The sequence below is a fragment of the Lacticaseibacillus zeae DSM 20178 = KCTC 3804 genome (genome assembly GCF_000260435.1).
In the GTDB taxonomy this organism is placed as follows: Bacteria; Bacillota; Bacilli; order Lactobacillales; family Lactobacillaceae; genus Lacticaseibacillus; species Lacticaseibacillus zeae.
In genome coordinates, this window is record NZ_BACQ01000014.1 from 64,021 (window position 1) to 88,594 (window position 24,574).

The following is a 24,574-nucleotide window of genomic DNA, read 5'->3' on the forward strand; positions in this document are numbered from 1 at the left end:
TTATAGCATGACTTTAAAGAAAAAATACCAGATAAATGCCGCTAGCGATCAACCCGACCAGCCAGAACGTCAAATCAATCCGCCACTCGGACCAACCCTTCATCTCAAAATGATGATGGATCGGCGACATTAGGAAGATTCGTTTGCCGGTTAACTTGAACGAGGCCACCTGCAAGATGACACTGGCAGTTTCAATGACATAAATGATCCCAATCAGTAATAGCGACCACTCGCGATGAAGCAGAATGGCCACGACTGCCAGCATGCCGCCCAGCGCCAAGGAACCCAGGTCGCCCATGAAAATCTGCGCCGGTTTATGGTTGAACATCAAAAAGCCAAGCATGGCGCCGACCGTGACAAGGCAGATAATCAACACATCCGTCCGGCCTTCGCGGGCAGCGATGATGGCATAGGTAGCAAACGAAATCGTTGTCTGCCCGGCAACCAAACCATCCAGGCCATCCGTTAAATTAACCGCATTGCTAAAACCGACCAGCCAGAAAATGACAAAGACAACGTAGAACCATGTGGCACTGACATTGCCAATCACCGGTATCCATAAAGTATGATCGAACCCTTCATGAAAATACGCGATCAGAAAAATCACGGCGCCCAGAATCTGACCTGCCAGCTTTTGCCAAGCCTTCAATCCTTCGTTGCGATGATGAACCAATTTCTCAAAATCATCATAAAAGCCCAGCAAGCCGTATAGAACCAAAATAAACAAGGAAATCCAGACACTCAGCGTCAGTTGATGTTGCCAAATGCTCACCCAAATAGCCGAAATAATCATCGCGGCAATGAAAACCAGCCCGCCCATTGTCGGTGTTCCTGATTTCTTCTCGTGCCAACTCGGCCCTTCTTCGCGAATCACCTGGCCTTCTTTTTTGTAACGCATGTACCCGATAAATAGCGGCATAAACATAATTGTAATGGCAAAAGCCGAAACCATCGGAATGAGCATCTGTGCAAGTTGCATGACTATCCCCAATTCTATTGTTGTTTGAACTCGATTGTTCCGCTGGCATCACCTAAAAGAGTCCCTTTGGCAATACTTTGCCGAACAACAAAGCCGTCACCGACAAGTTTGAATTTCTTACCGGTCAATTGTACAAATTTTAACACATCGGATTTCGACCAACCAGTAAGATCAGGCATGGTCATGGCACCATTGGTCAAAAGCAGCACACGCGAATCGCGCAGTGCCTTGGTTCCACTTGCCGGCAGTTGCTGAACAACTTTATTGCCGGTACCTATCGTAGCAACATCAAAGCCGGCTTTTTTCACGGTATCCTGGGCCGTTGTTAACGCAGCGTTGGTGACCGCAGGAACGTCTGCCGTATTGGTATCTTTTGACACGGTGCCATTGGCAGTGGTATCCAGTGCCCGTTGCATCATCGGTTTAAAAATGCTGGCCAAAATCGTTTCAGCCGGTTCCGTCATTTTCTGTGGTTGTTTCATAGTTATATAAAGCACATATTTTGGATCCGAAGCAGGCGCAATACCGGCCACACTAAAGATGTAGTTAGAATCACCGGTGAGGTAACCGCCTTGCGGACTGGCAATTTGTCCGGTACCCGTTTTAACCGCTAAATCAATGCCTGGCATTTTATACGCAACCCCGGTGCCATCTTCATCGTTAACCACGTGTCGCATGGCGTCAATGACTTGAGCGGCGGTTTCTTTGGAAATGGGCTGGCCGACAACTTCAGGCTTATAGACTGTTTCCTTGCCATTCTTGTGCACGACTTTAGACACAATTTGTGGTTTCAGCATTTTACCGTCATTTGAAACGGCACTAATCGCCTGCATCATTTGCATGACATTCACTTCAATGCCTTGTCCAAACGAGGTGATCGCCTGGTCCAGCGGCTGGGAAAAACTGATCCGCCCATTGGTTTCGCCTGGCAAAGTGATGCCGGTTTTTTGGCCAAATTTAAATTTATCTAAATAACTCTTCCAGACGCCGGCACCCATTTCCTGTTCGATTTTCACCATGCCGACATTACTCGACAATGGAAAAGCTTTGCTCAGCGGAATCGAACCCCAGCCGCCAGTGCGCCAGTCATTGACCGTTCCGCCGTCAAGCTTCACGGAACCGGATTGGTAATATTCATTTGGGTGATATTTGCCGCTCTGAATAGCCGATGCCAAGGTGACAATTTTCATAACGGACCCCGGTTCGTAATTGTCCTCAACCAAGGAATCCCGCCACATGTCGCCTAACCCTTCACCGGTTGACGCATCGAATGTCGGTCGCTGGCTGGCTGCCAAAATTTTGCCGGTTTTGGCATTCATCAAAACCGCCGTCAACGCCTTAGGCTCATATTTCGTCTGCACATCGGTCATCAGGGTTTCTAAGTATGACTGAAGACCACTATCGAGCGTGGTATAAACTGTCCCGCCATTAACCGGCGTCTTTAATTTAGTTTTGGCATTAGGCAACTTGTACCCGTAAGCATCGGTTTCACTGCGACGATAACCATTATCGCCCGCAAGAACGGTATTGAACTGCTTTTCCAGTCCCATGACTCCGGTTAATCCGCCGCCTTTGTCCTGAGCCTGGGCAATGCCAATCACGTGGCTGGCAAACACGCCGTTGGGATAAAGCCGCGACGGTGTTTCCCGAAAATGAATACCTGGCAGCTTTTCCGCGTCAATTTGCTTTTTAATCGCCAAACTCAATTTGGTTCCCGGCGTGCCGAATTCGACTTGAAAGACGTGCTTTTTAGTCGGATTCAACCGCGCCAAAATCTTATCTTCACTGATCGCCAAATAACGGCTCAACACTTTGGCCGTTTTTGCCTTGTCCGTAACGTAATCAGGCTTATCACCATTCTTATTTTGTTTATCAAGAATGGCATAAATCGTGTACGTATTTGAGTCCTCGGCAATGACATTTCCGGTGCGATCCAAAATGGCACCGCGCTGCGCCTGCAGAACCGTGTCGGTACGATATTGTTTTTGCCGCTGTTTGGCGAGGTTGTTAGAGCCCACTTCGCCTACCGTGGCAACAAAAGAAAAACGAAGAACGAAGCCACCGAGAATCAGGAGGGTAAACCCGATCAGTCCGATACCAAACAGTTTACGATTCCGGGCCGGATGTGCATTCGTTGATCGTTTTGATTTGAAAAGTTTCATTGATTATCAACACGCTTTATATTGCCGTTAATGACTTTGAACCCATGCGCTTTTGCAAAAGCATCGAGTCGTTCCGAATTAGAGAGCTCGCCAATTTCCTGCTTGAGATTCGCCGTTGCCTGCGACTGCTTCATAATGCGCGCTTGTAGATCTTCATATTGGCGCTGGGTATTACTCAGGCGGTTTTGCATGAACAGACAGACCACACAAACAACCGTCGCCAAAATACCACAAGCGAACATCAATGTTTTTTCAAACCCGCTAAAAGCGATATGTGTATGTGGTGCGGGTTCGTTAGCTGGTTTATGTACCGGTTTAGGCGCCGGTTGCTGCACCAAAGGTCTTGCTGTACTCTCAAGCATTTATTGTACCCCCTAGTTGCGAATTTTTTCGATAACTCTGAGTTTAGCGCTATGTGCACGGTGGTTTTCAGCCAACTCATCAGTGCTTGGTAAAATCGGCTTGCGTGTGACCAAACGATAGTGCGGCTGGGCAGATGCCGGAACAACCGGCAAACCGCGTGGAACGTCTTGAACTGACGAAACTTCTTTAAACATGGTCTTAACCAGCCGATCTTCTAACGATTGAAAAGTGATCACGCTGATGCGTCCATTGACATTGAGTAACTTCAATGCCTGCTCCAACGATGATTCCAGTGCTGACAATTCGTCATTGACCGCAATTCGAATCGCCTGAAACACTTTCTTGGCAGGATGGCCACCGGTGCGCCGGGCCTTGGCAGGAATCCCTGCTTTAATCAAATCCACAAGCTGAAAGGTCGTGGTAATCGGACCTTCAGCTCGGGCTTGCTCAATCCGCCGCGCAATCTGTTTGGAAAAATGCTCCTCCCCATAACGCGAAAAGATACGAACCAACTCCGCGTAGGGCCATTCATTCACAATAGTCTTGGCATCGAGTGTTTGACGCTGATCCATGCGCATGTCCAGCGGTGCATCGAAGCGATAGGAAAAGCCGCGCTTGGAATCATCAAATTGCGGTGATGAAACGCCCAGATCATACAAAATACCGTCGACATCGGAAATGTCCAAATCAGCCAGTGCTGCCGTTAGTTCCCGAAAGTTACGGTGAACCAGCGTCAGTTGCGGCGGTAAATCGCCAAAGCTAGCGGTCACGGCAGCAATAGCGGCTTCGTCCTGATCAAACGCGATCAAGCGCCCTGTTGTCAGTTGCTTTAAAATCTGCCGGGTATGGCCACCGCGACCCAGCGTGGCATCAACATAGGTACCATCAGGTTTCACGGCTAAAGCTGCCGTTGCTTCTTTTAATAGAACCGTTTCATGTTTGAATTCTGTCATCACTACAACCCAAAGTCCGTTAAGTTTTCCGAAATATCATCAAAGTTTTCTTCAGCCGTGTCAGCAAATTCCTGCCAGCGCTCGGCATCCCATACTTCAATGCGAGTATTGACGCCGACAAGCACGCATTCCTTTTTCAATGCTGCATGCTTAAACAGCGACTTAGGAATGTTAATCCGCCCCTGCTTGTCAATTTCACACTCAGTTGCGGCCGAAAAAAGAAAGCGGGTGAAGGTACGGGCATCTTTTTTGGCTAACGGTAACGTTGCCAGTTTGGCCTGCAGCTTGTCCCATTCGGCAATTGGATAACCAAAAAGACAGCCATCCATGCCGCGGGTTAACACAAACGATGCCCCCAGTTGCTCACGGAATTTGGCTGGAATAATCAGACGCCCTTTTGCGTCGATACTGCGTTCAAATTCACCCATGAGCATAGCTGGCACCTCCCTACGATTTTTAGTCTACCACAACGCCCCACTCTTCTCCACATCTAACCACAATTGAAACAAAATTTAGTTATTTTATGTTTTAAAAAACTTTTAAGACGCAAAAAAGTCCGTGATCACAAGGATCACGGACTTTTTTAAAACGTGGGTAGAAAGTGGGGGCTTATCCCAAAAAATAGATCAATATACCGCCGAACCACCAACAAGTGGTGGCCAATGAGAGGATTCGGGTCAACATGCGCCAATAACGGTGGATAATGAGATCATATTCACGAACGACCTGCCAGATAACCAGGATCAAAGCGATCACCATAGCCGTAAACAAAATCACCCAAATAAAATTCGGGGTTTTCGTAAAAGTCAGCTGAAAAATCGCCCAAAAATTAACCACCGTCAATAAGAAGAACCAAGAACCGCCATGAAAATCAAAGTACACAACTGCCGCGACAACCATGCACCACACTAAAATCGGCAATCCCAACGCAAGAAACACCATGATGAGTCCTCCTGGAGGCAGCCGCCTGAAGCGCTGTCTGTTGATACTATTCTAATTAACCCTACCCAAAGCAAGGATAAGCGTCAAGCTCGATTTAGTTGAAAGATGGCCGGTCGCAGTGCCAACTCATGTCGAACAATTTCAACGCTACTGTCATTCGTCAAAAAGTAGAACTTTGCGAACCGTTAAAAATGACAATTTTTTTCAAAATCCATCCAGCATCTCAGTTGCCGATCCTTGCAAAAACCAGTACAATGAGAGCCAGCAGAATAACAAAGGTGGTGTTTTCGGTGCAGAAAAAGAAAAAGTCTAAATTTCAAAAAATGACGATCATCAGCGCTTGGGTGATGATTATCATTACTGTGCTCGGCGTCGTTCTCGGTGCCCTCGCTAGTTTACAACTTATCTAAACCGATTACCCAAGGACTTTAGTGGAATGACTTGCAAGAGGCTGAGCCATAATTCTGTAAGAGCATTGACAGTTTAATAAATTTCGAACGATATAGAAAAGGCTCAGGCAATTAGGTTCCAAGTCGCGCCAAACTCCGCAATCTCCGGCCAGATGGTGCTGGAACGCTGTGACGGCGCTTTGAGCCAGAAAAACCGCTGTCTCAAAGTCGCCTAACAACATCAGCGACAAGACCAGTCGCTGTGTTGTTTGCACGGCTGAGCCCCATCTAGCCTACGATTGCTCCGCTTTGGCACTAACATCTTAACATCCCCAACAAATTACTCTCGGGAAAACAAAAACGAACATACTCTATGCAGCTGCAAGAGTATGTTCGTTTTATATTGCTCATGTGAATTTTGATCCAGCCACTTTTTCGACCTCCGCACCAACCCTTTCACAGAATCGGTGCCAGTAACCGCGAGAGTTCCTCTCCCAGTCGGGCAGGCCGTTTTTTGGCATCGATAACCTTTTGCGTATACGGCATCGCCCGCTCCATGTCGGCAAGAAAAAGTTTCTGGAATGTTTTGCCGATCCGATGATCATAAATAAACGCGGCAATTTCAAAGTTTAGTTTAAAGGAACGAATGTCAAAGTTGGCGGTTCCGGTAGAAACGTATTTACCATCGACTACAATCGTTTTGGCATGCAGGAAACCTTTCTCATACAAGAACGCCTGACCACCATTAGCCACGACTTGGTTCAGGTAAAACTGCGAAGCTTTGGCCATCAATTCCTGATTGGTTTTCTTCGGAATCATAATGCGGACATCGACACCAGCATTGGCCGCAATCGTCAACGCATCCAGCAAGCTGTCATCCGGCACGAAATATGGCGACTCAATCCAGATACTGCGCTTAGCCTGATTGATGAGACCCAGATAACCTAGTTTAATCGCCTCAACCTGTTGCTCCGGTCCCCCGGCAACCACCTGCATCGTCGTATTACCAGTGACAACCGGCTCACGGAAAAGAACGTCAACATTTTTAACCTGTTGCTTTCGGCTGGTACCATTCCAGTCCATCAGAAAACGCGCTTGAATCACGGCAACGGCCTTACCCTGAATCCGCAGCTGGGTATCGCGTAACGTGGGCAAGCCATGATGCTCTTTGCCTAAATTAAAGCCCCCCAAGTATGCCAGATGCCCATCGATGACAATCAGCTTACGGTGATTCCGAAAGTTAATTCGCGGATTCCACCGTCCAAGTTTCGTCGCCACAAACCGCTCAACCTGGCCACCTGCATCGGTCAAGCCTTTCCAGAAGCTGATCGGCAAGCCGTGAGAGCCAAAAGTATCGTACAAAACGCGCACGGTAATGCCGGCATGGGCCTTTTCAATTAACAGATCCCGTAACTGCCGGCCCACAGCATCCGGCTGAATCGTGTAAGCTTCAATATGAATATGCTCAGTCGCCAATCCGATGTCTTCAAACAGTTGCTTGAAAAAAGCTTCGCGCAACGCCAAAACCTGAACCTCGTTATGGGTGGTCACCAAAGCATCATCGGCCCGCAGTAACGTGCGAACCAACTCGGAAACGCCGCCACTACCAGGGGTGCCAATTAACGGCTGGCCGGCTGCAAGGGCTTCTTGCTGCTGAACGACCAAGTCATTGATGCCTAAAAGTCGTTGCGTCATCAAGTCTTGCATGCGATTAGCCCGCAGCTTACGACCAAACACAAAATAAATGATAAAACCCACAAACGGCAGCAGCATCAATACCAACAACCACGCCCATACCGCGGAGATGTCACGATGCGAGCGAAAAACCGTCACAATCGCAATCAATGCATTCACAAGATAAAGCCCGCCAAAAATCAGCCCAAGCCACATAAACTTGCCTCCTCGCCAGATTCGCGCTAAATGATGCCATATCAGACTGCTTGTCAGCCAATCAGATGGCAATGATTATACTCTACTTTACCGACAAGGCAGCGTAAAAGTCCAGTGGCGCTGACGTAACGACGGCTCATTCTCGCTCCGTTTTCTTTCTAAAGATTGGTGCCTACCCACATCTTCTGACAATAAAAACGCCGGGGGAAATGCTACGATCAGATGAATCAGTATCTGACACAGCATTTCTCTCAGCGTTTATAAATGATTGATCAACGATGACACATGACTAAACAAAGCTCATTTGGCCACGCTCGCCAATCAATCTTCAACCTTGCCGAACCACTTCTTTTGCAGTTTTGCGATGGTGCCATCGGCCTTCAGCGCCTTCAAGCCAGCGTTAATTTTACCGCGCAAAACGTTGTCAGATTTACGCATCCCCACAGCAAAATCTTCTGGCGGAAACGGATCATTAACGATGTGATAGCTTGACGGGTCCGCTTTGTGGGCAATGTAATAACGCGCATACACTTCATCCATCAAAATGCCTTGAATTCGCCCTGCATCTAAGTCAATAAAGGCATCATTGAACGTATCGTAAAGAATCGGGGTTTTGTTAGCAATCATGTTCTTTAAGATTTTCGGTTGGGCATCCAGGTCAAACGCGCCGCTTGATCCCGTCTGCACGCCTAGGGTTTTCCCTTTCATATCCTGCAACGAATTGATTTGACTCTTGGTTTTGGTCACCAGGATCTGGTGATTAATCAGGTAATTATCGGAAAAAGCAACCTTTTCTTTGCGTTCCGGCGTGACGGAATAACCGTTCCAAATCAGGTCAATGGTTTGATTTTTCAGTTCGGTTTCTTTCATGGACCAGTCAATTGTCTGAAAATCAGCTTTGATGCCATAGCGCTTAAAGACTGCCTTTGCCAAATCAATGTCATATCCGGCCAGCTGACCATTCTTTTGCCGAAAACCCATCGGTACGAACGTGTCATCTAAACCGATCACGACTTTTTTCGTGCGCTCAATCCGCGGCCAGGAATTGCTGACGGTTTCTCGCGCACAGCCGCTGATGATGAAACCTGCCATGGCCAAAACGACCATGACGGCTAATAAAATTCGCCGTTTCATTGGCCATCACCGCCTTTGCCAACGTGATAAGTCGTGTCCGCAACACTTTTGGCAAAGTCCATATCATGGGTGACCACGACCTGCGTCATCCCGGAAGCCTTAAACTGATTGACCATTTCGGCCACGTTCTCCCGCAACAACGGATCTAGTGCGCTGGTTGGTTCATCATACAAAAGAATTTGCGGATTCAACGCCAATGCCCGCGCGATCGCAACCCGTTGTTTTTGCCCACCGGAGAGTGAATACGGGTACGCCTTTGCTTGATCGGTGAGCGCTAATTGATCCAATAATTTCTTGGCAGTCGCGTCTGCCTGCTGTTGGTCAATCCCCTGCAGTGTCGGCGCCAACGTAATATTCCGCATCACTGACAAATTCGGAAAAAGTTCGAAGTTTTGAAAGACAACCCCGATGATCCCTTGTTTACGCATAGCCTGAGCAGTTGTCGGTTCGCCGTTCCAGATCATGGTGCCTGAATCAGCCTGCTCCAATCCGCTGATAATCCGCAGCAAGGTGGTTTTCCCGGCACCACTTGGGCCCACAATCGCTAGAGTCTTGCGGTCTTCAATCGTCACTGTGACATTTTTCAAGACCGGTCGGCCGTTAAAAGATTTGTTGATATTTTTCAGCTCTAACATGTTCGCCACCTCCTAGCGATAGTATGAAAATGCTGCTTCGATCCGTTTTTGCAGGAACGTCAGGATCAGCGTCAGCAACAGGTAAATGACCCCGACCAGCACAAGCGGCAACAAGGTGACATCGCGGGCACTGGCAATGTTCCCGGCCCGCAACAGATCGCCTAATCCGATGACATAAACCAAGCTGGAATCTTTCACGAGGTTGATGACTTCGTTACCAATGGACGGCAGCACGATTTTGACGACTTGCGGGATAACGACATACCGCAATGCCTGCCAGCGCGTCATGTTCAAAACGGTACTGGCTTCAAATTGCCCTTCATCAACGGCGCCAAAACCGCCACGAAAGATTTCTGCAAAGTAGGCGGCGTAATTCAGAATAAAGGCAACTAAGGCCGCTGAGAACCGATCAAAAACAATCCCGATAATCGGTAAGCCGTAAAAGATAAACATTAATTGCAACAATAATGGCGTGCCCCGAAAGACCCAAACATAGCCTTCCAAAAGACCTTTCCCTGCCTTGCCCAGAATCGATTTAGGCTTGGGAATGAGTCCCACTGACAAAATCAAGCCAAGTGGAATGGCGCCTACCAACGTGATGGCAAAAATCCCCAAAGTCATTTTCACACCAGATAATAAGGCCGGTAAAATCTGAAAAATATAAGTCATGGTGCTTCCTCCTTCAAATCCGTGGCAACTTTACTGCCATGGTTTCTGTTCATTTTATTAAACGCGTTTTGTGGTTGGCGGGCCGCACCCGGTGACCGACTAATAATGCAAAAAAGCGCCCTCTTGCTCTGCTTGCAAGAGGACGCTTTTTTGCGCGGTACCACCTCAGTTTGACGACTGTTCACACAGCCGACCTCATGTGGTTGAAATCAACTTCATAAGCCTCATTCGAAATCGCAGTCATAAAAAAATCCTCTTACAGCAAGTTGCTGTAAGAGGACGGCTTAAACCGCGGTTCCACCTCAGATTTACCAATTGCTCACACAATCAGTCTCATGTAGTTGTTTCAACCACGGCGATAACGAGCCCAACCGAGACGACCTACTAAAGTTCAATCGTCCACTCATGGATGTGTGATCAACGGATGACTATCCGGTTCCCATCAACCCGGACTCGCTTAAAATCATGACCGCTGATCGATTCCACTCAACGCTTTAATGAATTGTCACTAAATTACACCGAAAATCAGCGAAAGTCAACTATTGCTAAAAATTTGTGCAGCTTTTCCCGGAAACGTGATGGCCGAATCCTAGCGTCGACGCACCACCCCGCGTGGATTAATTAGTTATGCCGATGAAAAAGCTTTGACCAGAAGCCTTGCTTTTTAAGGCGAATGTCCATGAGCGGTACACTGTCACCCAAAAGTCGCCGGGCAATATTGCGATAACCTTTGCTGGCCAAATCATCGGGATCCATGACAATCGCTTCACCTTTGTTGGAGCTCTCAATCACACCGTCGTCATCAACGATGATCCCCAACAAATCGAGCCCCAAATGACTGGTGATTTCGTCAATGTCCATCGAGCGGCCATCTGCCAGCATATTTTGCCGAATGCGGTTGATGATCAGTCGCGGTTTTAGCGGCATATCCCGCTGCTCAAGCAAACCAACCACCCGATCGGCATCACTGACTGCCGAAATTTCCGGTGTGGTGACCACAATCGCCCCATCAGCAGCCCCCGTGGCATTGCGAAAGCCTTGCTCAATCCCAGCAGGCGAATCAAGAATGATATAGTCAAAATCCGGCCGCAACTGTTCAACAATTTCGACAACCTGCTCTGGCTCTATGGCATCTTTTTCAGCATTCTGCGCCGCTGGCAATAAGTATAAAAGATCATCAAAGCGTTTGTCTTTGATCAAGGCTTGATGCAATTTAGCCCGGCCGGTAGCGACATCGACAATGTCATAAATAATCCGATTAGAGAGCCCCATGACCACATCCAAATTACGCAGGCCAATATCAAGGTCCAATAAAACCACCCGCTTGCCTTGCAAAGCCAATGCGGTGCCGATGTTAGCCGAGGTGGTCGTTTTGCCGACGCCACCTTTACCGGAAGTAACCACTAACGCTGTACCCATCTACATTGCCTCCATTTGCTTGAATAATCGCGGCCGAAGATTCGCCAGTTCAGCCATTTTGGCGTGTGTCATTGTATGTAACTCACTTAAATAAGCAACCGGCTTGAGGGGATCATAGTGATCAGCGACAATCTCGATCACATCGGCAATCCGCACCTGACTGGCCCCTTCAAGATCGCCAACCACAACGGCGCGCGTATCCCCTTGGCTGCCAGCCTGCACCACGCCGCTGACCTTACCCATCACAAAAACATTCCCGGAAGCACATAGAGTCGCACCGGAATGCAGATCGCCCAAGAACAGGACGTCACCCATGATGTCAATCGTTTGGCCAGACCGAACCACGCCACCAATACGATGCGTCATTTTGGCCGTCACCATATCGGCCACCACATCTTTATCAACGACCGCACTGGTAATGCCATTGATTGAAAAACGCGGATAATCAGCGAAAACCGATTGAATTTGGGCAAGCTGCTCTTCAGTCAACAAACGATTACCGGTTTCCAAGCGATAACTGACTTCACCAGTCGGCGTTTCTTCATACAGCTTCCCCAGTAACGTTTTCAGCGTCCTGATGATCTGCATAAAATCCGCCGTATCCTGAAGCTGCAGTGCCAGACTGTCGTTTCGACCTTTTAAGACCACACTGTCCACATCATCACCCCAAACTATTCTTCCGCTAAGTTAATCAATACCCGATGCAATGGACCATACACAATGACGAAAAGAATCAGATTGACCGTCAACCCCGGCCCCAAATGATTGGCAATCAGCATCACCACACTGGAACTACCATAGCCAATAAAATGATTCACAAAATAATTGGCGACACCATACAGCAGCAGCGCAATGATATACACCATCCCGACAAAAACCGCAGTGTGCGGAATGTATGGTCGAATCTGGCGAACGATATAAATCACTAGCGCGAACAATAAAGCATTGACGCCTAATATGCCAGTGTAAAAGCTGTCGAAAATCAACCCGATCAAAGCGGCAATCCAGGTCGTGTACTTCTCTTCTGGCACCAGCAAGGTCACCATGACCAAGCCTAACAAGGTCAGCTGCGGGGTACCCATGAAACTCGGCTGCATAATCCACTGAGCTAACACGGATGCCAGACTGCCATCAATTAATAACAGCAAAAGCAGGATTGAAATAATCCACCAATGCCCTGTAAAGTGTTTTTCGTTCAACATATATCAGTCACCCTTGATTGTCCGCGAAATGACCGTCACAACCGTTACATCATTCAGATTCGCAGCCGGTGACAAATAAACGGTATTGGCAAGCCCATAGTCATCTTTTTTAACACTAGTGACTTCGCCGATAAGCAGGCCTTTAGGAGTCATACCGCCCAAGCCGCTGGTCACGACTTTATCGCCTTTTTTAATCGCATGCTCGCTGTTCAGTTCGCCAAGAACCAAGTCACCCGACTTTTCATCATAGCCGGTGATGATCCCGTTAACTTCTTTATCCTCACTTGTTTCAACGGCGGCAGCGACGCGATCACTGGATTTATTGGCAGTCGATAGCATTTCGACTTTTGAACTGGTTCGGTTGACTTCAACGATCCGGCCAACCAATCCGGATCCGGCCATCACCGGCATGCCTTTTTTAACCCCTGCTGCGCTTCCTTGGTTAATCACCACCATGTTCCGCCAATCACTCGGCGTTCGCAAAATAACGGCGGCGCTGATCTGCGAGTAATCAGTCAAAGTACCATTCAATTTCAACTGTTGTTTCAGCTGTTTGTTTTCGCGTTTGAGGGTTTGAACCTGAACTTTGGTCTGGGCCAGACTATCTAGTTGTTGTTTCAGGTGCTGATTCTCCTGGAACGTATCCATCAGGCTATGCACGTCATCCAACCCGTTGCGGGCAAAATCCCCCGGTAAGGCAACCAGGCGGCCACCGATGCCAACAACATCATTGGCAATCCGCTGAATAAACGGCGGGGTGTTGCGATTATTGCTCGCATAAATCGACCCAGCGACCAGACCAATACTGACCAGCAAAGCGATCATGAGGGCGATCAATTTTTTATTGGAAAAGAATTTCTGCATTGGTTCCTCCGTCACACTCGCGAAAAGAGGCCAGGATCCTTCATCCCAGCCTCTTGCCACACGCAAACCATCTTCATTTATGGGCTGTTAACGTTTCTTTAAAACGTCAATATTCTTCAACGATTCGCCAGTTCCGATCGCAACGCAATCTAACGGGTCCTGCGCGATGAAAACCGGTACCTTGGTTTCATCGGAAATGACATCCGGCAGATGCTTCAAGAGCGCCCCGCCACCAGTCAAGACGATACCGTGATCAATCACATCAGCCGCAATTTCCGGAGATGTTTCTTCCAGCGTTTCCTTAATGGCGGTAATGATATCAAGCACGTTTTCATGAATCGCCGACGCAATATCCGTTGCCGAAATATCGATCGTCTTAGGCAGGCCACTTAATAAGTCACGGCCGCGTACGGTCATCCCGTCAATGTCGGCAGCTTTTTCAACCGATGCCGAACCGATTTGAATTTTCATCGCTTCAGCGGTTCGTTCGCCGATTAATAAATTAAAATTCTGGCGCAGATGATTGATAATGGCTTCGTCAAACTTATCGCCGGCCACCCGAATGGAGCGGCTCGAAACGATGCCACCTAATGAAATCGTGGCAACATCGGTTGTGCCACCACCGATATCAACGACCATACTGCCTGTCGGATCCATGACCGGCAAGCCCGCACCGATCGCCGCGGCGTATGGTTCTTCAATCACAAACGCATCCCGTGCGCCAGCTACTTTAGCCGCATCAATGACGGCACGTTTTTCAACTTCGGTAACCCCACTTGGCACGCAAATCATTACCTGCGGATGGCTGCCATTACCCAATGCTTTTTGCATGAAGTATTTCAACATGGCCGCAGTTGTGTCGTAGTCAGCGATGACCCCATCTTTCATTGGTCGGATCGCCACGATATTGGTCGGGGTACGACCGATCATGTCGCGGGCTTCTTCACCAACGGCAATGACTTCTTCCGTCTGGGTATTCTTCGCGACCACGGAAGGCTCATTTAAGACAATGCCCTTGCCGTCGACGTAAACTAAGGTATTTGCGGTGCCAAGATCGATCCCGATATTCTTTGATCCAAATCCAAACAAGACGTTCTCTCCTTATGCTGACTCATTTCGTATTAACTCCATGCATTATAGCATATTTATTTCTGTGACAAAATGTGAAACCGCCTGATTTTGGCACCTTACCGCCAATTTCAAAAAACCTTACAATTTTCTTGAATTAATTAAAGTCCGGATCGTCTCGGGCAAAAGAATAAAACGCCTTCCCGCCGATAATCAAATGATCCAGCAAATTCATCCCTAGCAACGCTGCTGCCAACTGAAAACGGGTTGTCGTGTCGCGATCTGCCTGACTCGGCGCCGGATCGCCACTGGGATGATTGTGAACCATAATGAGATTCGTGGCACTCAACTTTAAGGCTTCACGAAATACCACCCGTGGATCAGCCAATGCAGAATCGACTGTACCAATCGCCACCGTCTGTTCGGTAATAATCTGATTTTTAACATCTAAAAACAAAATCAGCATGGACTCCTGATTGGCACCGGCAAAACGCGAAACCATGGTCTTACCCAACTGTTCGCTATTTTTAATCTGCCCATAACGCACGGATTGTCGGCGCATCACCCGGCGGCCCAATTCCACACCAGCCAAAATGCTGGCGCGTTTGGCGGCGCCCAGTCCGCGAATGTGATCCAGTGAGTCACAATCACCTTCTGCCAAACCCTGCAAAGCCGGATAAGTTGCCAACACCTCACTCACGATTTCTTTGACCGGATAATGCTGGTTTCCCGCCCGCACAATCAGTTGCAGCAATTCCGCATCTGTCAGTGCTGCCGGTCCATGCGCCAATAACCGTTCACGCGGTTGTTCAGTTGCATCTGCCATCGTTTTCCCCCTGGTAGCACACGTGCAGGTCGCATCAGTTCAAGTCGCACATTGCGTTTCGAGCTGATACTAATTGAATATCCTGGTTGCGCGCTGCGATTTTAAGCCAATTCATGACTCATTAGGAAGATTACGCAAATGTGGTATGTTTTTGCAGCCAGTTCGGCAGTTCGGTGATGGCCGATAAAATGGCCGTCGCTTTCTCATCCGGTTGTTGGGCAATGCCGGGAATCATGATCACAGGCAGACCGGCACCCTCTGCGGCCGCCACCCCGACGTGCGTGTCTTCGATGACGATCGCCGGGCCAGCGCCTAAATGTCTTTTCATGACCTGATACACTTCGGGATCTGGCTTATGCGCCTTGACATCACTGCCAGTCAAAATCGGGTCAAACCAGTCTTGCCAACCGGCTGCTGCCAAAACCACATCAACATAATGCTGAGCACTACTGGTTGCCAATGCCAGCCGATAATGAGCAGCCCGCAGCGTTCTCAAGGCTTCATCAGCTCCAGGCAACACAAAATCCGCACCATTGCGAATCCGATCCAACACATCCTTGGTCGAAAATTCTTGAAACCACGCAGCGTTTTCCGCTCCCACAAGATCTGCAATAATCTTGGCTTCGTTTGGCCCCGCCGAACCGACTAACGGGCGAAAATCATCTTCGGTTCGCTTTAAACCCAACTCAGCTGCAGCACGCACATTGCTTTGAAGATAAATTGCTTCGGTATCAACCAAGGTCCCGTCTAGATCAAAAATCACGGTTGCTGTCACGACTTTCCCTCCAATAAAGTTTGGCGCACGGCAGCAGCAAGGTACAAGGATCCCGTGATCACAATCGGTTGCTCCGGATCATCGTCCAAACTGGCTGCCAATGCCGCCTGCCATGAGTCTCTTAACTGTCCTTCATGAAGCCTTTGGTATCCGGCTTCAGGTAATGCACGTGGTGTCCCCGGCACTGGCACGAGGTAAACAGTCGCAAATGCCCGTGTCAGCATATCTGCCATCGCTTCATAGTCCTTGTCAGCCAAAATACCGGCAATCACCGTGACCGGTCCGGAAAACAGTTCTTGCAACGCAGCGACCAGGCCCTTAATACCGTCCGGATTATGCGCGCCATCCAGTACAATAAACGGTGAATCGCTAATCTTTTCAAGCCGCGCCGGCCAGCGACTAGCCGCAAGTCCTTGGCGAATATCGCGCGCCGTCAATGGCCAGTGGGTTGCCTGCGCATAAACTTTAGCGGTTTTAATCGCAATCGCCATATTGCGCTGTTGATAGTCCCCAACTAATGGAACGATCAGATCCGGTAACGATCCGTCTTCGTCTTGGTATGTCAAACGCTGTCCCCAGCCGTGCAGCTTGGCTTTGGGAACCGTGAAATCCCGACCGAAGCGAAACCACTGACTGCCGGTGGATTGCGCTTTGGCCGCTACCACTGCCGTTGCATCGGGTACCAAGTCGCCGGTGACTACCGGAACTCCCGGCGTGATGATGCCAGCCTTATGTGTCGCAATCGCCGTAATGGTATTGCCTAACAACTTCTGATGATCCAGCGCCACCTCTGTCAACACACTCACAACCGGCGTGATGACATTGGTTGAATCCGTATCTCCGCCAATGCCGACTTCAATGACCGCCACATCAACGCGACGTTGGCGAAAATACCAAAAAGCCAAAGCGGTGACAAATTCAAACTCGGTCACATTAAAGTCAGGCTGAGCGGTGCGCAAGCCATCAAGTGCTGCCCGGGCGACCGCAACCGCCTGTACCAGTTCATCATCGGGAATCGGCTTATGGTCAATCATCATGCGTTCATTGAAACGCATAATAAACGGCGAGGTAAACAACCCCACTTTCAGCCCGCTAGCTTCCAGCACATGGGCAATGGCATTAGCCGTCGATCCTTTCCCGTTCGTGCCGGTAATGTGGATATAGCGACCTTCTTTCTGCGGGTCACCGAGCGCATGCAACAGCGTCAGGATACGATGATGATCGCCGGTTTTGGCTAAACGCGGAAAAGAATGAATATAAGCAACACTTTCAGAGTAGTTCATCGTTAACTTCCTTCAATCGTGACATCCATGCAGACACCGCTTTTGCAGCGCCTCAATATGGCTTAATCATACCAGAAAATGCTGGTCGGCTCGTTCACTGACAACAGAAATTTTTGTCAGATTCAGGTGAACACACGGATTTACGTGTACAAAAAAGATCGCACCAATTTGGGAGGCGATCTTTTTTAGTAGCCTAACGTATTGTTCACGCTCACCACTTGAATGTTGGCGGGCAAAATACTTTAACAGCAAGAAAGAGCTTCGACCTCTTACGCCTGCTGCAACTGCTCAAGTCGCTGCTGGGTGCTGCTGAGTTGGTCAGCGAAGTCGCTGCGCTTGGTGCACTGTTCGGCGACAACCGCTTCAGGTGCTTTGGACAGGAAGCCTTGATTGTTGAGTTTCTTGTCAATCCGGGCAATTTCCTGCTCAAGCTTCTTAGCATCTTTGGTTAACTTGGCCTTTTCTTCGTCCAGATCGACCAACTCATTGAGCGGAACAAAAATCGTTGCTCCGGTAATGACGGCGCTGCCAGCCATTTTCGGCTCTGCTACATCGGTGCCAACGGTGAATTCTTTACTGTTGACAAACCGATCGATGAAATCGAAGTTCTGGTCAAAAATCGGCTTCAAAGCTGGATCTGTCAACTTCACGATAATATCAACCTTGGTCTTCAGTGGTGCACCTGCTTCTTTACGAATACTGCGAACGCCGCGGATAAGCGCAATAATGGCGTCCATCGCACTGGTTGCGTCGGCATTTTCAAACGCAGTGTTTTCAACCGGGTAGCTGGCAGTCACAATGGACTTGCCAGTGTGCGGCAAAGCCAACCACAACTTCTCGGTCACAAACGGCATCACTGGGTGCAAAAGCCGCAAAATCTGATCAAGGGCATAGGCCAGATTAACCCGCTTTGCTGCCTTGGCCTGTTCATCATCACCGTATAGGACTTCCTTGCTCATTTCAACATACCAATCGGCAAAAACATTCCAGGTAAAGTTATACAGGGTCCGGCCCATTTCGCCGAATTCAAACCGTTCGGACAGATCGGTGACCTGTTTAATGGTTTCGTTTAATTGCGAAAAGAGCCACTTATCGGATAAGTCGAACGTGCTTGGATCAGGCTGCTGTGGCTTGTCCAGATCGCCCAGGTTCATCATCACGAAACGTGAAATGTTCCAAATCTTGTTGATGAAATTCCAGGCAGCTTCAACCTGTTTGTAACTAAATCGCGTATCCTGTCCTGGCTTATTACCTGTGATCAGGAACCATCGCAAAGCATCGGCGCCATATTTTTCAATGACGTCCATCGGGTCAATCCCGTTTCCTAGCGACTTGCTCATCTTGCGGCCTTGTTCGTCCCGCATCAGGCCGTGAATCAGCGTGTATTGGAATGGCCGCTCACCCGTGAAGTGCAATCCTTGGAAGATCATGCGGGCAACCCAAAATGGAATAATGTCGTAGCCGGTAACCAAGGTGTTGGTCGGATAATACCGCTTATAATCCGGCGCATCGGTATTCGGCCACCCCATCGTTGAAAATGGCCACAAGGCACTGGAAAACCACGTGTCCAGTACATCAGGATCCTGTTGCCAATTTTCAATATCTTTCGGCGCTTCCATACCGACGTAAGTTTCACCGGTGTGCTTGTTGTACCAAGCCGGAATCCGGTGACCCCACCATAATTGGCGGGAAATGACCCAGTCATGAATGTTTTCCATCCATTGCAAATAAGTGTGCTCAAAACGCTCAGGCACAAAAGTTACTTTCTTATCACTTTCCTGTTGCGCCTTAATGGCTGCTTCGGCAAGTGGCTTCATTTTGACAAACCACTGCGTCGACAACCGTGCTTCGACTTGAACGCCGGTCCGCTCGCTGTGACCAACACTGTGCACAATCGGTTCGACTTTAAGTAACAGGCCTTCCTTATCCAAATCCGCCACCATGGCCTTACGGGCTTCGAAACGATCCATCCCATTGTACTTGCCGGCATTTTCATTCATCGTGCCGTCGTCATTCATGGTATTGATGCGCTTGAGATCATGGCGATTGCCAACCTGAAAGTCGTTAGGATCGTGCGCTGGGGTGATTTTAACGGCCCCGGTTCCGAAGTCAGGATCAACGTAGGCATCCTCAATGATTGGAATTTTGCGGTTAGCCAGCGGCAAAATCAATTCCTTGCCGACCATATCTTTGTAGCGCTTGTCACCAGGATGAACGGCCACCGCGGTATCGCCCATCATTGTCTCCGGACGAGTCGTGGCGATTTCGATATAGCCGCTACCATCGGCAAACGGATACTTGACGTGATAAAAAGCACCTTTATCGTCTTTATGGATGACTTCGATATCGGACAATGCCGTGCGGGCTTGCGGATCCCAGTTAACGATATATTCACCGCGGTAAATCAGGCCTTGTTTATAGAGTTCGACAAACACCTTTCGAACGGCTTCGTTCAAGCCTTTATCCAAGGTGAATCGCTCACGGCTGTAATCCAGTGACAAGCCCATCTTTGCCCATTGACCGTGAATGGTTTTGGCAAATTCATCTTTCCATTCCCACACCTTCTGGACAAACTTTTCGCGGCCTAAGTCATAGCGACTGATGCCTTCCTTGCGCAACTTGGCTTCAACTTTCGCTTGCGTGGCAATTCCGGCATGGTCCATCCCCGGCAGCCATAGCGTATCGAAGCCTTGCATCCGCTTCTGGCGAATCACAATGTCCTGCAAGGTTGTATCCCAGGCATGGCCCATGTGCAGCTTGCCGGTTACATTGGGCGGCGGAATAACAATCGAATACGGCTTGGCTTTTGGATCGCCACTTGGTTTAAAAACATCTTCGTCCAGCCATTCCTGATATCGGCCTGCTTCGACCGCTTTATGATCATATTTTGGTGCTAATGTTTCATCACTCACTGGCTCCACCTCACAAATTTTTTCTGTCCATCCAGGTTTTCAGAACCGCGGTATACAGTTTGTCGCCTGCGTTGGTTTGCGCTTCCTATAACGCGTTCGCCGGCGCAGAAGCTTGCGTGTAAGGACCTCGGTCGCGATGACCTAAACCGGGCCATCACGCCCAAGGCCACTTACACTCCAGCTTCTAAGCGCGCCGGCTCACGCTCACACCATAACGCGTTCGCTGGCGCAGGAGTCTGCGTATAAGGACCTTGGTCGCAATGGCCAAACCCGGGCCATTACGCCCAAGGTCGCTTATACTCCGACTCCTAAGCGCGCCAGCTCACGCTCACACAAAAAAAGCCCTAATTTATACAAAATTAGGACGATTTCACTCGCGGTACCACCTAAATTGGGAATGACTTCCCCACTTAATTCAGGATAACGGCTGTCACCGGCCGTTCCTTACTCACTTCAGGACGGCAGCTCACAAGCTACAATCACGACCCCTTTTCGAGATTCACACCAACCATCTCGTCGCTGGGAAAAAAGATCATGACCCTCTTGATCATTGCATTAGCTGCATTATAACCCGCGGACATGGCAGGGTCAACGTTGTCATGATTGCTTCAAAGGTGCTTTTGTCATGATTGCTTCAAAGGTGCTTTTCGCTCTTGCGTTAACTTATTTTGATGGTCAACAAATAGTAACGCCTGTAATTCACTGGTCAGATCAATATAGCGAATTGTTGTCTCGGGTTGGGCGGGAACGGGCTTGGGTGCAAAGGTCAAAATCGCCGTTATGCCATTAGCTTCAAGTTCGCTAATCACTGCTGCCTGCGCAGAACTCGGCACGCAGACAATCGCGGTGTGCATGCCCGGACGGATTTTTTCGGATAAGGTCGCCAAGTTATAAATCGGAATACCCGCAATCGTTGTCCCGATCAAGCTGGGATCCGTGTCAAAACCCATCACAATGGATAAATCGGGATTACGCCGAAAATTGTTGGTCAGCAGCGCCCGCCCCAGATTGCCGCACCCTACCAGCAGCATCTGCTCTTCGGAGTGAACCTCTAATAGCTCGCCAAAAACTTCCGCAAGCAAATCAACCGAATAGCCGTAACCACTGCGGCCCAGGTCGCCAAAATTGGAAAAATCGCGGCGAATAGTGGCTGGCGCGATATGAACCAACTTGCTTAACCGATCCGAGCGCACCCGTTTGACACCCGATTGTTGTAAAGCTTTGACCGTTCGATAGTAAACCGGAATGCGCTTAATCGTTGCTTGCGACAATGCTTGTTTATTGACGACCAAGATGAACACCTCCGCACCTATTTGTTAAATATTTCACATATTCATTTTAACAGATGTAAGCGATTTTAGCCACCTTTTTCATGCCGAAAGATTGGCTAATGGCAGATTCTGCTTCATGTTGACTCAGTTACCAACGATGCAGGAGCCCAGCATCTATAAGCATCCGAAAGCGGTTCCGCGAAGCCACGGCTAAAATAATGAGATTTTTTGTGAACTTTTTCCCTTAGACAACAAAATAACACCGGACATCAGAGGCAACAAATGCGTCACCACCTGCGTCCGGTGTCATCAAGCTTTAAAGCAACTCTGCAATAACGTCCTGATCCTGATTCATAAACTGGTCGGAAGACTTGATTTCCTGAATCTTGATTCCGGCTAATGCCCGCGTCATCAGCCCGGCAACATCCAGTTTGCTTTCGTAATAGCGCGCGCGATCGGTCTTAGGCTTCGTCTTTGGGGATGGCGGCGCAAAAATCGTGCAACAATCCTCAAACGGCATGATCGACAAGTCATACGTATCGATTTTTTCCGCTTCGGCAATGATTTCATTCTTATCCATCGTCGCCACTGGCCGAATAATCGGCATGGTCGTCACATCGTTAATCGCTGCCATGGACTCCAGTGTCTGTGACGCCACCTGCCCGACCGATTCACCGTTGAAAATGGCCAGATCGCCACGTTGCTTGGCAATTGCTTCGGTGAGGCGCAACATCATCCGCCGCTGAACCGTCATCAGATAGCCTTCCGGAACTTTTGCCTTGACATCTTCCTGAATTTCGGTGAACGGTACTTCAATAAAGTAAATCCGCCCGACATACGGAGTCAATTTGGCCGTCAGCTGCTTGGCCTTATTTAACGCCTGCTGACTGGTATAAGGCGGACTGAAAAAGTGCACCATTTCAATGTCCACGCCACGCTTCAACGCATAATAACCTGCCACCGGCGAATCAATGCCGCCACTAAGCATCAACGCAGCACGCCCAGCCGTTCCGACCGGTAAGCCACCTGCACCCTGAATGGTCTTGGTTGACAGATAAATGGCCTCACGCCGAACTTCGACGCGCAAAATCATATCCGGATGATGCATTTTGACCACCAAATCCGGCCGCTTATCCGTCAAAAAGTCACCGAGGTCCAGATTCATCGCATTCGTGTCCAACGCAAAATCATGGTCACTGCGCCGCGTATTCACCTTGTAACTAATGCCTTTAGGTGCCGTTTCGTTCATCAGCTGCAAGGCAACCTCATGCACTTTGGTCATATCTTTTTCAACGGCAATACTTGGGGAAAAATTCTGAATGCCAAAAACCTGCGATAGCCGTGCCATCACCTGATCACTCGGTTCGCCATTCAATTCGATATGCATCCGGTCGCGTTTTGGCCGAATTGTCAGCTTAGGAAACTCATGCAACGCACGGGTCACATTTCCATTCAAGCGCCCGATGAAAGCTTGGCGATTCTTGCCTTTGGTCGAAAGTTCGCCGTAACGAACCATAATTTCTGAATATTGCATCTTAAAATCCTTTCAGTTAGACGGTCGCCTTATCAAGCTTGGCAAACTTGGCGTAAATCTGGTCAAATGCGTCATTAAACGCATCAGCTTCGGCTAGCGTATTGGCTTCATCAAGGCTAATCCGAATCGCCGACGTCGCAATTTTCGGATCAGTATGCATCGCTGCCAGCGTACTGCTTTCCGTGCCTTTTTTACTTGAGCAGGCACTAGTTGTCGAGATATAAATCGAATGATCTTCAAACGCATGGACAATCGTTTCGCCGCGGACACCAGCAATAGCAAAACACAGAACATGCGGCGCAAAGTCCGGCGTTAACTGGCTAAACATTGTCACTTTAGGCTTTTGGCTGACATGATCATAAATACGCTTGCGAACCGCCTGCTGCTGGGCAACATTGTCGTCTTCGTTTGCTAACAACAACCGCAACGACTTCGCCATCGCCGCAATTGCCGGCACATTTTCGGTTCCCGAACGCCAATCACGCTCCTGGCCGCCACCGGTCAGCAGTGGATCGATCATGCGGCCTTCCTTGGCATAGATAAATCCGGTACCGCGCGGCGCATGGAATTTGTGCCCGGAAAAACTGAGAAAATCAATCCGAGGATCTTGCAATGCGCTATCCAAGCCCTTACCAACCGCCTGAACCGCATCGACGTGGAAATGAATATTGGGATAAGCATCCAAAACCCGTGCAGCCTGAACAATCGGCTGCATACTGCCAATCTCATTGTTCACCGCCATGATTGAAACCAGAATCGTATCCTTCCGAATCGCGGCCTTCAAATCATCGATATGAATAAAACCGCGATGATCAACCGGCAGATATGTGACCTCAAAGCCCAACTTCTCAAGTTGTTTCATGCTGTTCATCACGGCTGGGTGCTCGATACTGGTCGTGATCAAGTGCCGGCCAAACTCACGCTTCGCCATGGCCGTTCCCTTAATCACCCAGTTATCGCCTTCCGTACCGCCGCTGGTAAAATAAATTTCATCCGGCTTAGCCCCAATCAACTTGGCAATCTGTGCCCGCGAACTCTGCAAAACCTCATCAGCCTTCGTCCCCAGCGCATGCAAACTACTCGGATTACCAAAAAAATCCGTGCTGACCTTATTGTAAGTCGCCAACGCATCAGGCGAAATCTTAGTCGTCGCACTATTATCAAAATAAATCATCAGCCGGCCCCTTCCGTTATTTAGACTGGGTTGAATTATAGACAAAAAGTTAGTAAGTTTCAAGAGCGCGAACCAGCCCGGTTAGAAACCGGAGTGTAAGTGGCCTTGGGCGTGATGGCCCGGGTTTGGC

General features: G+C 49.0%; 23 protein-coding genes and 2 other annotated features. Of the genes, 1 reads left to right on the plus strand and 22 read right to left on the minus strand.

From position 1 onward, the window contains the following. Window positions 1-13: 13 nt before the first annotated feature. The 6 genes from mraY to GSO_RS02690 all read right to left on the minus strand — a co-directional run bounded on the left by mraY (window position 14) and on the right by GSO_RS02690 (window position 5,399). Entirely contained in the window at window positions 14-979 is a 966-nt protein-coding gene (gene mraY, locus GSO_RS02665; protein ID WP_010488664.1) for a phospho-N-acetylmuramoyl-pentapeptide-transferase, read from the minus strand. 14 nt (window positions 980-993) lie between these two features. Continuing rightward, window positions 994-3,141, minus strand: a complete 2,148-nt coding sequence (locus GSO_RS02670) for a penicillin-binding protein (RefSeq protein ID WP_010488667.1) — start codon at window positions 3,139-3,141, stop codon at window positions 994-996. After that, a complete protein-coding gene (ftsL, locus tag GSO_RS02675) occupies window positions 3,138-3,503 on the minus strand; it encodes a cell division protein FtsL (RefSeq protein WP_010488669.1) in 366 nt (121 codons plus the stop codon). Before ftsL ends, GSO_RS02670 begins: the two co-directional genes overlap by 4 nt. Before the next feature lie 12 nt (window positions 3,504-3,515). Continuing rightward, window positions 3,516-4,457 carry a 16S rRNA (cytosine(1402)-N(4))-methyltransferase RsmH gene (gene rsmH, locus GSO_RS02680; protein ID WP_010488671.1) on the minus strand — a complete coding sequence of 314 codons (942 nt, stop codon included), beginning with the start codon at window positions 4,455-4,457 and terminating at the stop codon, window positions 3,516-3,518. A 2-nt stretch (window positions 4,458-4,459) separates the two neighbouring features. Continuing rightward, window positions 4,460-4,891 (minus strand): division/cell wall cluster transcriptional repressor MraZ, encoded by a 432-nt coding sequence (mraZ, locus tag GSO_RS02685; protein WP_010488673.1) that lies wholly within the window; start codon window positions 4,889-4,891, stop codon window positions 4,460-4,462. A gap of 175 nt (window positions 4,892-5,066) precedes the next feature. After that, complete coding sequence (locus GSO_RS02690) at window positions 5,067-5,399, minus strand: hypothetical protein (protein WP_010488675.1); 333 nt, start codon at window positions 5,397-5,399, stop codon at window positions 5,067-5,069. 290 nt (window positions 5,400-5,689) lie between these two features. Between GSO_RS02690 and GSO_RS16435 the strand changes: the two genes are divergently transcribed. Continuing rightward, entirely contained in the window at window positions 5,690-5,809 is a 120-nt protein-coding gene (locus GSO_RS16435) for a DUF4044 domain-containing protein (RefSeq protein WP_003565145.1), read from the plus strand. Window positions 5,810-6,244: 435 nt separating this feature from the next. Here GSO_RS16435 and cls read toward each other — a convergent pair whose 3' ends face one another. The 16 genes from cls to GSO_RS02780 form a co-directional block, all read right to left on the minus strand. After that, on the minus strand, window positions 6,245-7,678 hold the full coding sequence (gene cls / locus GSO_RS02700) for a cardiolipin synthase (RefSeq protein WP_010488679.1): 1,434 nt from the start codon (window positions 7,676-7,678) through the stop codon (window positions 6,245-6,247). Between the two features lie 321 nt (window positions 7,679-7,999). Continuing rightward, complete coding sequence (locus GSO_RS02705; RefSeq protein ID WP_010488681.1) at window positions 8,000-8,812, minus strand: amino acid ABC transporter substrate-binding protein; 813 nt, start codon at window positions 8,810-8,812, stop codon at window positions 8,000-8,002. Further along, entirely contained in the window at window positions 8,809-9,447 is a 639-nt protein-coding gene (locus GSO_RS02710; RefSeq protein ID WP_010488684.1) for an amino acid ABC transporter ATP-binding protein, read from the minus strand. Before GSO_RS02710 ends, GSO_RS02705 begins: the two co-directional genes overlap by 4 nt. 12 nt (window positions 9,448-9,459) lie before the next feature. Continuing rightward, a complete protein-coding gene (locus GSO_RS02715; protein ID WP_010488686.1) occupies window positions 9,460-10,116 on the minus strand; it encodes an amino acid ABC transporter permease in 657 nt (218 codons plus the stop codon). A 272-nt stretch (window positions 10,117-10,388) separates the two neighbouring features. After that, window positions 10,389-10,615: a binding site (T-box leader), on the minus strand. A 122-nt stretch (window positions 10,616-10,737) separates the two neighbouring features. Next, window positions 10,738-11,535 carry a septum site-determining protein MinD gene (gene minD / locus GSO_RS02725; RefSeq protein ID WP_010488690.1) on the minus strand — a complete coding sequence of 266 codons (798 nt, stop codon included), beginning with the start codon at window positions 11,533-11,535 and terminating at the stop codon, window positions 10,738-10,740. Continuing rightward, window positions 11,536-12,192 (minus strand): septum site-determining protein MinC, encoded by a 657-nt coding sequence (locus GSO_RS02730; RefSeq protein WP_010488691.1) that lies wholly within the window; start codon window positions 12,190-12,192, stop codon window positions 11,536-11,538. It lies immediately after the preceding gene. 14 nt (window positions 12,193-12,206) lie between these two features. Continuing rightward, entirely contained in the window at window positions 12,207-12,737 is a 531-nt protein-coding gene (gene mreD / locus GSO_RS02735) for a rod shape-determining protein MreD (RefSeq protein ID WP_010488694.1), read from the minus strand. Window positions 12,738-12,740: 3 nt separating this feature from the next. Next, window positions 12,741-13,601 carry a rod shape-determining protein MreC gene (mreC, locus tag GSO_RS02740; protein ID WP_010488695.1) on the minus strand — a complete coding sequence of 287 codons (861 nt, stop codon included), beginning with the start codon at window positions 13,599-13,601 and terminating at the stop codon, window positions 12,741-12,743. 87 nt (window positions 13,602-13,688) lie between these two features. Then, complete coding sequence (locus GSO_RS02745; protein ID WP_005684795.1) at window positions 13,689-14,690, minus strand: rod shape-determining protein; 1,002 nt, start codon at window positions 14,688-14,690, stop codon at window positions 13,689-13,691. 136 nt (window positions 14,691-14,826) lie between these two features. Next, window positions 14,827-15,495 (minus strand): RadC family protein, encoded by a 669-nt coding sequence (radC, locus tag GSO_RS02750; RefSeq protein WP_010488699.1) that lies wholly within the window; start codon window positions 15,493-15,495, stop codon window positions 14,827-14,829. Window positions 15,496-15,625: 130 nt separating this feature from the next. Then, on the minus strand, window positions 15,626-16,270 hold the full coding sequence (locus GSO_RS02755) for an HAD family hydrolase (RefSeq protein WP_010488701.1): 645 nt from the start codon (window positions 16,268-16,270) through the stop codon (window positions 15,626-15,628). Continuing rightward, on the minus strand, window positions 16,267-17,553 hold the full coding sequence (locus GSO_RS02760; protein ID WP_010488704.1) for a bifunctional folylpolyglutamate synthase/dihydrofolate synthase: 1,287 nt from the start codon (window positions 17,551-17,553) through the stop codon (window positions 16,267-16,269). The genes GSO_RS02755 and GSO_RS02760 overlap by 4 nt, the downstream gene beginning before the upstream one ends. 269 nt (window positions 17,554-17,822) lie before the next feature. Next, window positions 17,823-20,465, minus strand: coding sequence for a valine--tRNA ligase (locus GSO_RS02765; RefSeq protein ID WP_010488705.1), 2,643 nt, complete (start codon window positions 20,463-20,465; stop codon window positions 17,823-17,825). A 357-nt stretch (window positions 20,466-20,822) separates the two neighbouring features. Next, window positions 20,823-21,025: a binding site (T-box leader), on the minus strand. A 63-nt stretch (window positions 21,026-21,088) separates the two neighbouring features. Continuing rightward, window positions 21,089-21,757 carry a redox-sensing transcriptional repressor Rex gene (locus tag GSO_RS02770; protein ID WP_010488707.1) on the minus strand — a complete coding sequence of 223 codons (669 nt, stop codon included), beginning with the start codon at window positions 21,755-21,757 and terminating at the stop codon, window positions 21,089-21,091. Between the two features lie 295 nt (window positions 21,758-22,052). Next, window positions 22,053-23,270, minus strand: a complete 1,218-nt coding sequence (thiI, locus tag GSO_RS02775) for a tRNA uracil 4-sulfurtransferase ThiI (protein ID WP_010488708.1) — start codon at window positions 23,268-23,270, stop codon at window positions 22,053-22,055. A 16-nt stretch (window positions 23,271-23,286) separates the two neighbouring features. Then, window positions 23,287-24,444, minus strand: a complete 1,158-nt coding sequence (locus tag GSO_RS02780; RefSeq protein ID WP_010488710.1) for a cysteine desulfurase family protein — start codon at window positions 24,442-24,444, stop codon at window positions 23,287-23,289. Between the last annotated feature and the right edge of the window lie 130 nt (window positions 24,445-24,574).

Bases quoted from the DNA above. Each gene is read 5' to 3' on its own strand.
- mraY (WP_010488664.1), bottom strand. From the start codon at position 979: ATGCAACTTGCACAGATGCTCATTCCGATGGTTTCGGCTTTTGCCATT.
- GSO_RS02670 (WP_010488667.1), bottom strand. From the start codon at position 3,141: ATGAAACTTTTCAAATCAAAACGATCAACGAATGCACATCCGGCCCGG.
- ftsL (WP_010488669.1), bottom strand. From the start codon at position 3,503: ATGCTTGAGAGTACAGCAAGACCTTTGGTGCAGCAACCGGCGCCTAAA.
- rsmH (WP_010488671.1), bottom strand. From the start codon at position 4,457: ATGACAGAATTCAAACATGAAACGGTTCTATTAAAAGAAGCAACGGCA.
- mraZ (WP_010488673.1), bottom strand. From the start codon at position 4,891: ATGCTCATGGGTGAATTTGAACGCAGTATCGACGCAAAAGGGCGTCTG.
- GSO_RS02690 (WP_010488675.1), bottom strand. From the start codon at position 5,399: ATGGTGTTTCTTGCGTTGGGATTGCCGATTTTAGTGTGGTGCATGGTT.
- cls (WP_010488679.1), bottom strand. From the start codon at position 7,678: ATGTGGCTTGGGCTGATTTTTGGCGGGCTTTATCTTGTGAATGCATTG.
- GSO_RS02705 (WP_010488681.1), bottom strand. From the start codon at position 8,812: ATGAAACGGCGAATTTTATTAGCCGTCATGGTCGTTTTGGCCATGGCA.
- GSO_RS02710 (WP_010488684.1), bottom strand. From the start codon at position 9,447: ATGTTAGAGCTGAAAAATATCAACAAATCTTTTAACGGCCGACCGGTC.
- GSO_RS02715 (WP_010488686.1), bottom strand. From the start codon at position 10,116: ATGACTTATATTTTTCAGATTTTACCGGCCTTATTATCTGGTGTGAAA.
- minD (WP_010488690.1), bottom strand. From the start codon at position 11,535: ATGGGTACAGCGTTAGTGGTTACTTCCGGTAAAGGTGGCGTCGGCAAA.
- mreD (WP_010488694.1), bottom strand. From the start codon at position 12,737: ATGTTGAACGAAAAACACTTTACAGGGCATTGGTGGATTATTTCAATC.
- mreC (WP_010488695.1), bottom strand. From the start codon at position 13,601: ATGCAGAAATTCTTTTCCAATAAAAAATTGATCGCCCTCATGATCGCT.
- radC (WP_010488699.1), bottom strand. From the start codon at position 15,495: ATGGCAGATGCAACTGAACAACCGCGTGAACGGTTATTGGCGCATGGA.
- GSO_RS02760 (WP_010488704.1), bottom strand. From the start codon at position 17,553: ATGAACTACTCTGAAAGTGTTGCTTATATTCATTCTTTTCCGCGTTTA.
- thiI (WP_010488708.1), bottom strand. From the start codon at position 23,270: ATGCAATATTCAGAAATTATGGTTCGTTACGGCGAACTTTCGACCAAA.
- GSO_RS02780 (WP_010488710.1), bottom strand. From the start codon at position 24,444: ATGATTTATTTTGATAATAGTGCGACGACTAAGATTTCGCCTGATGCG.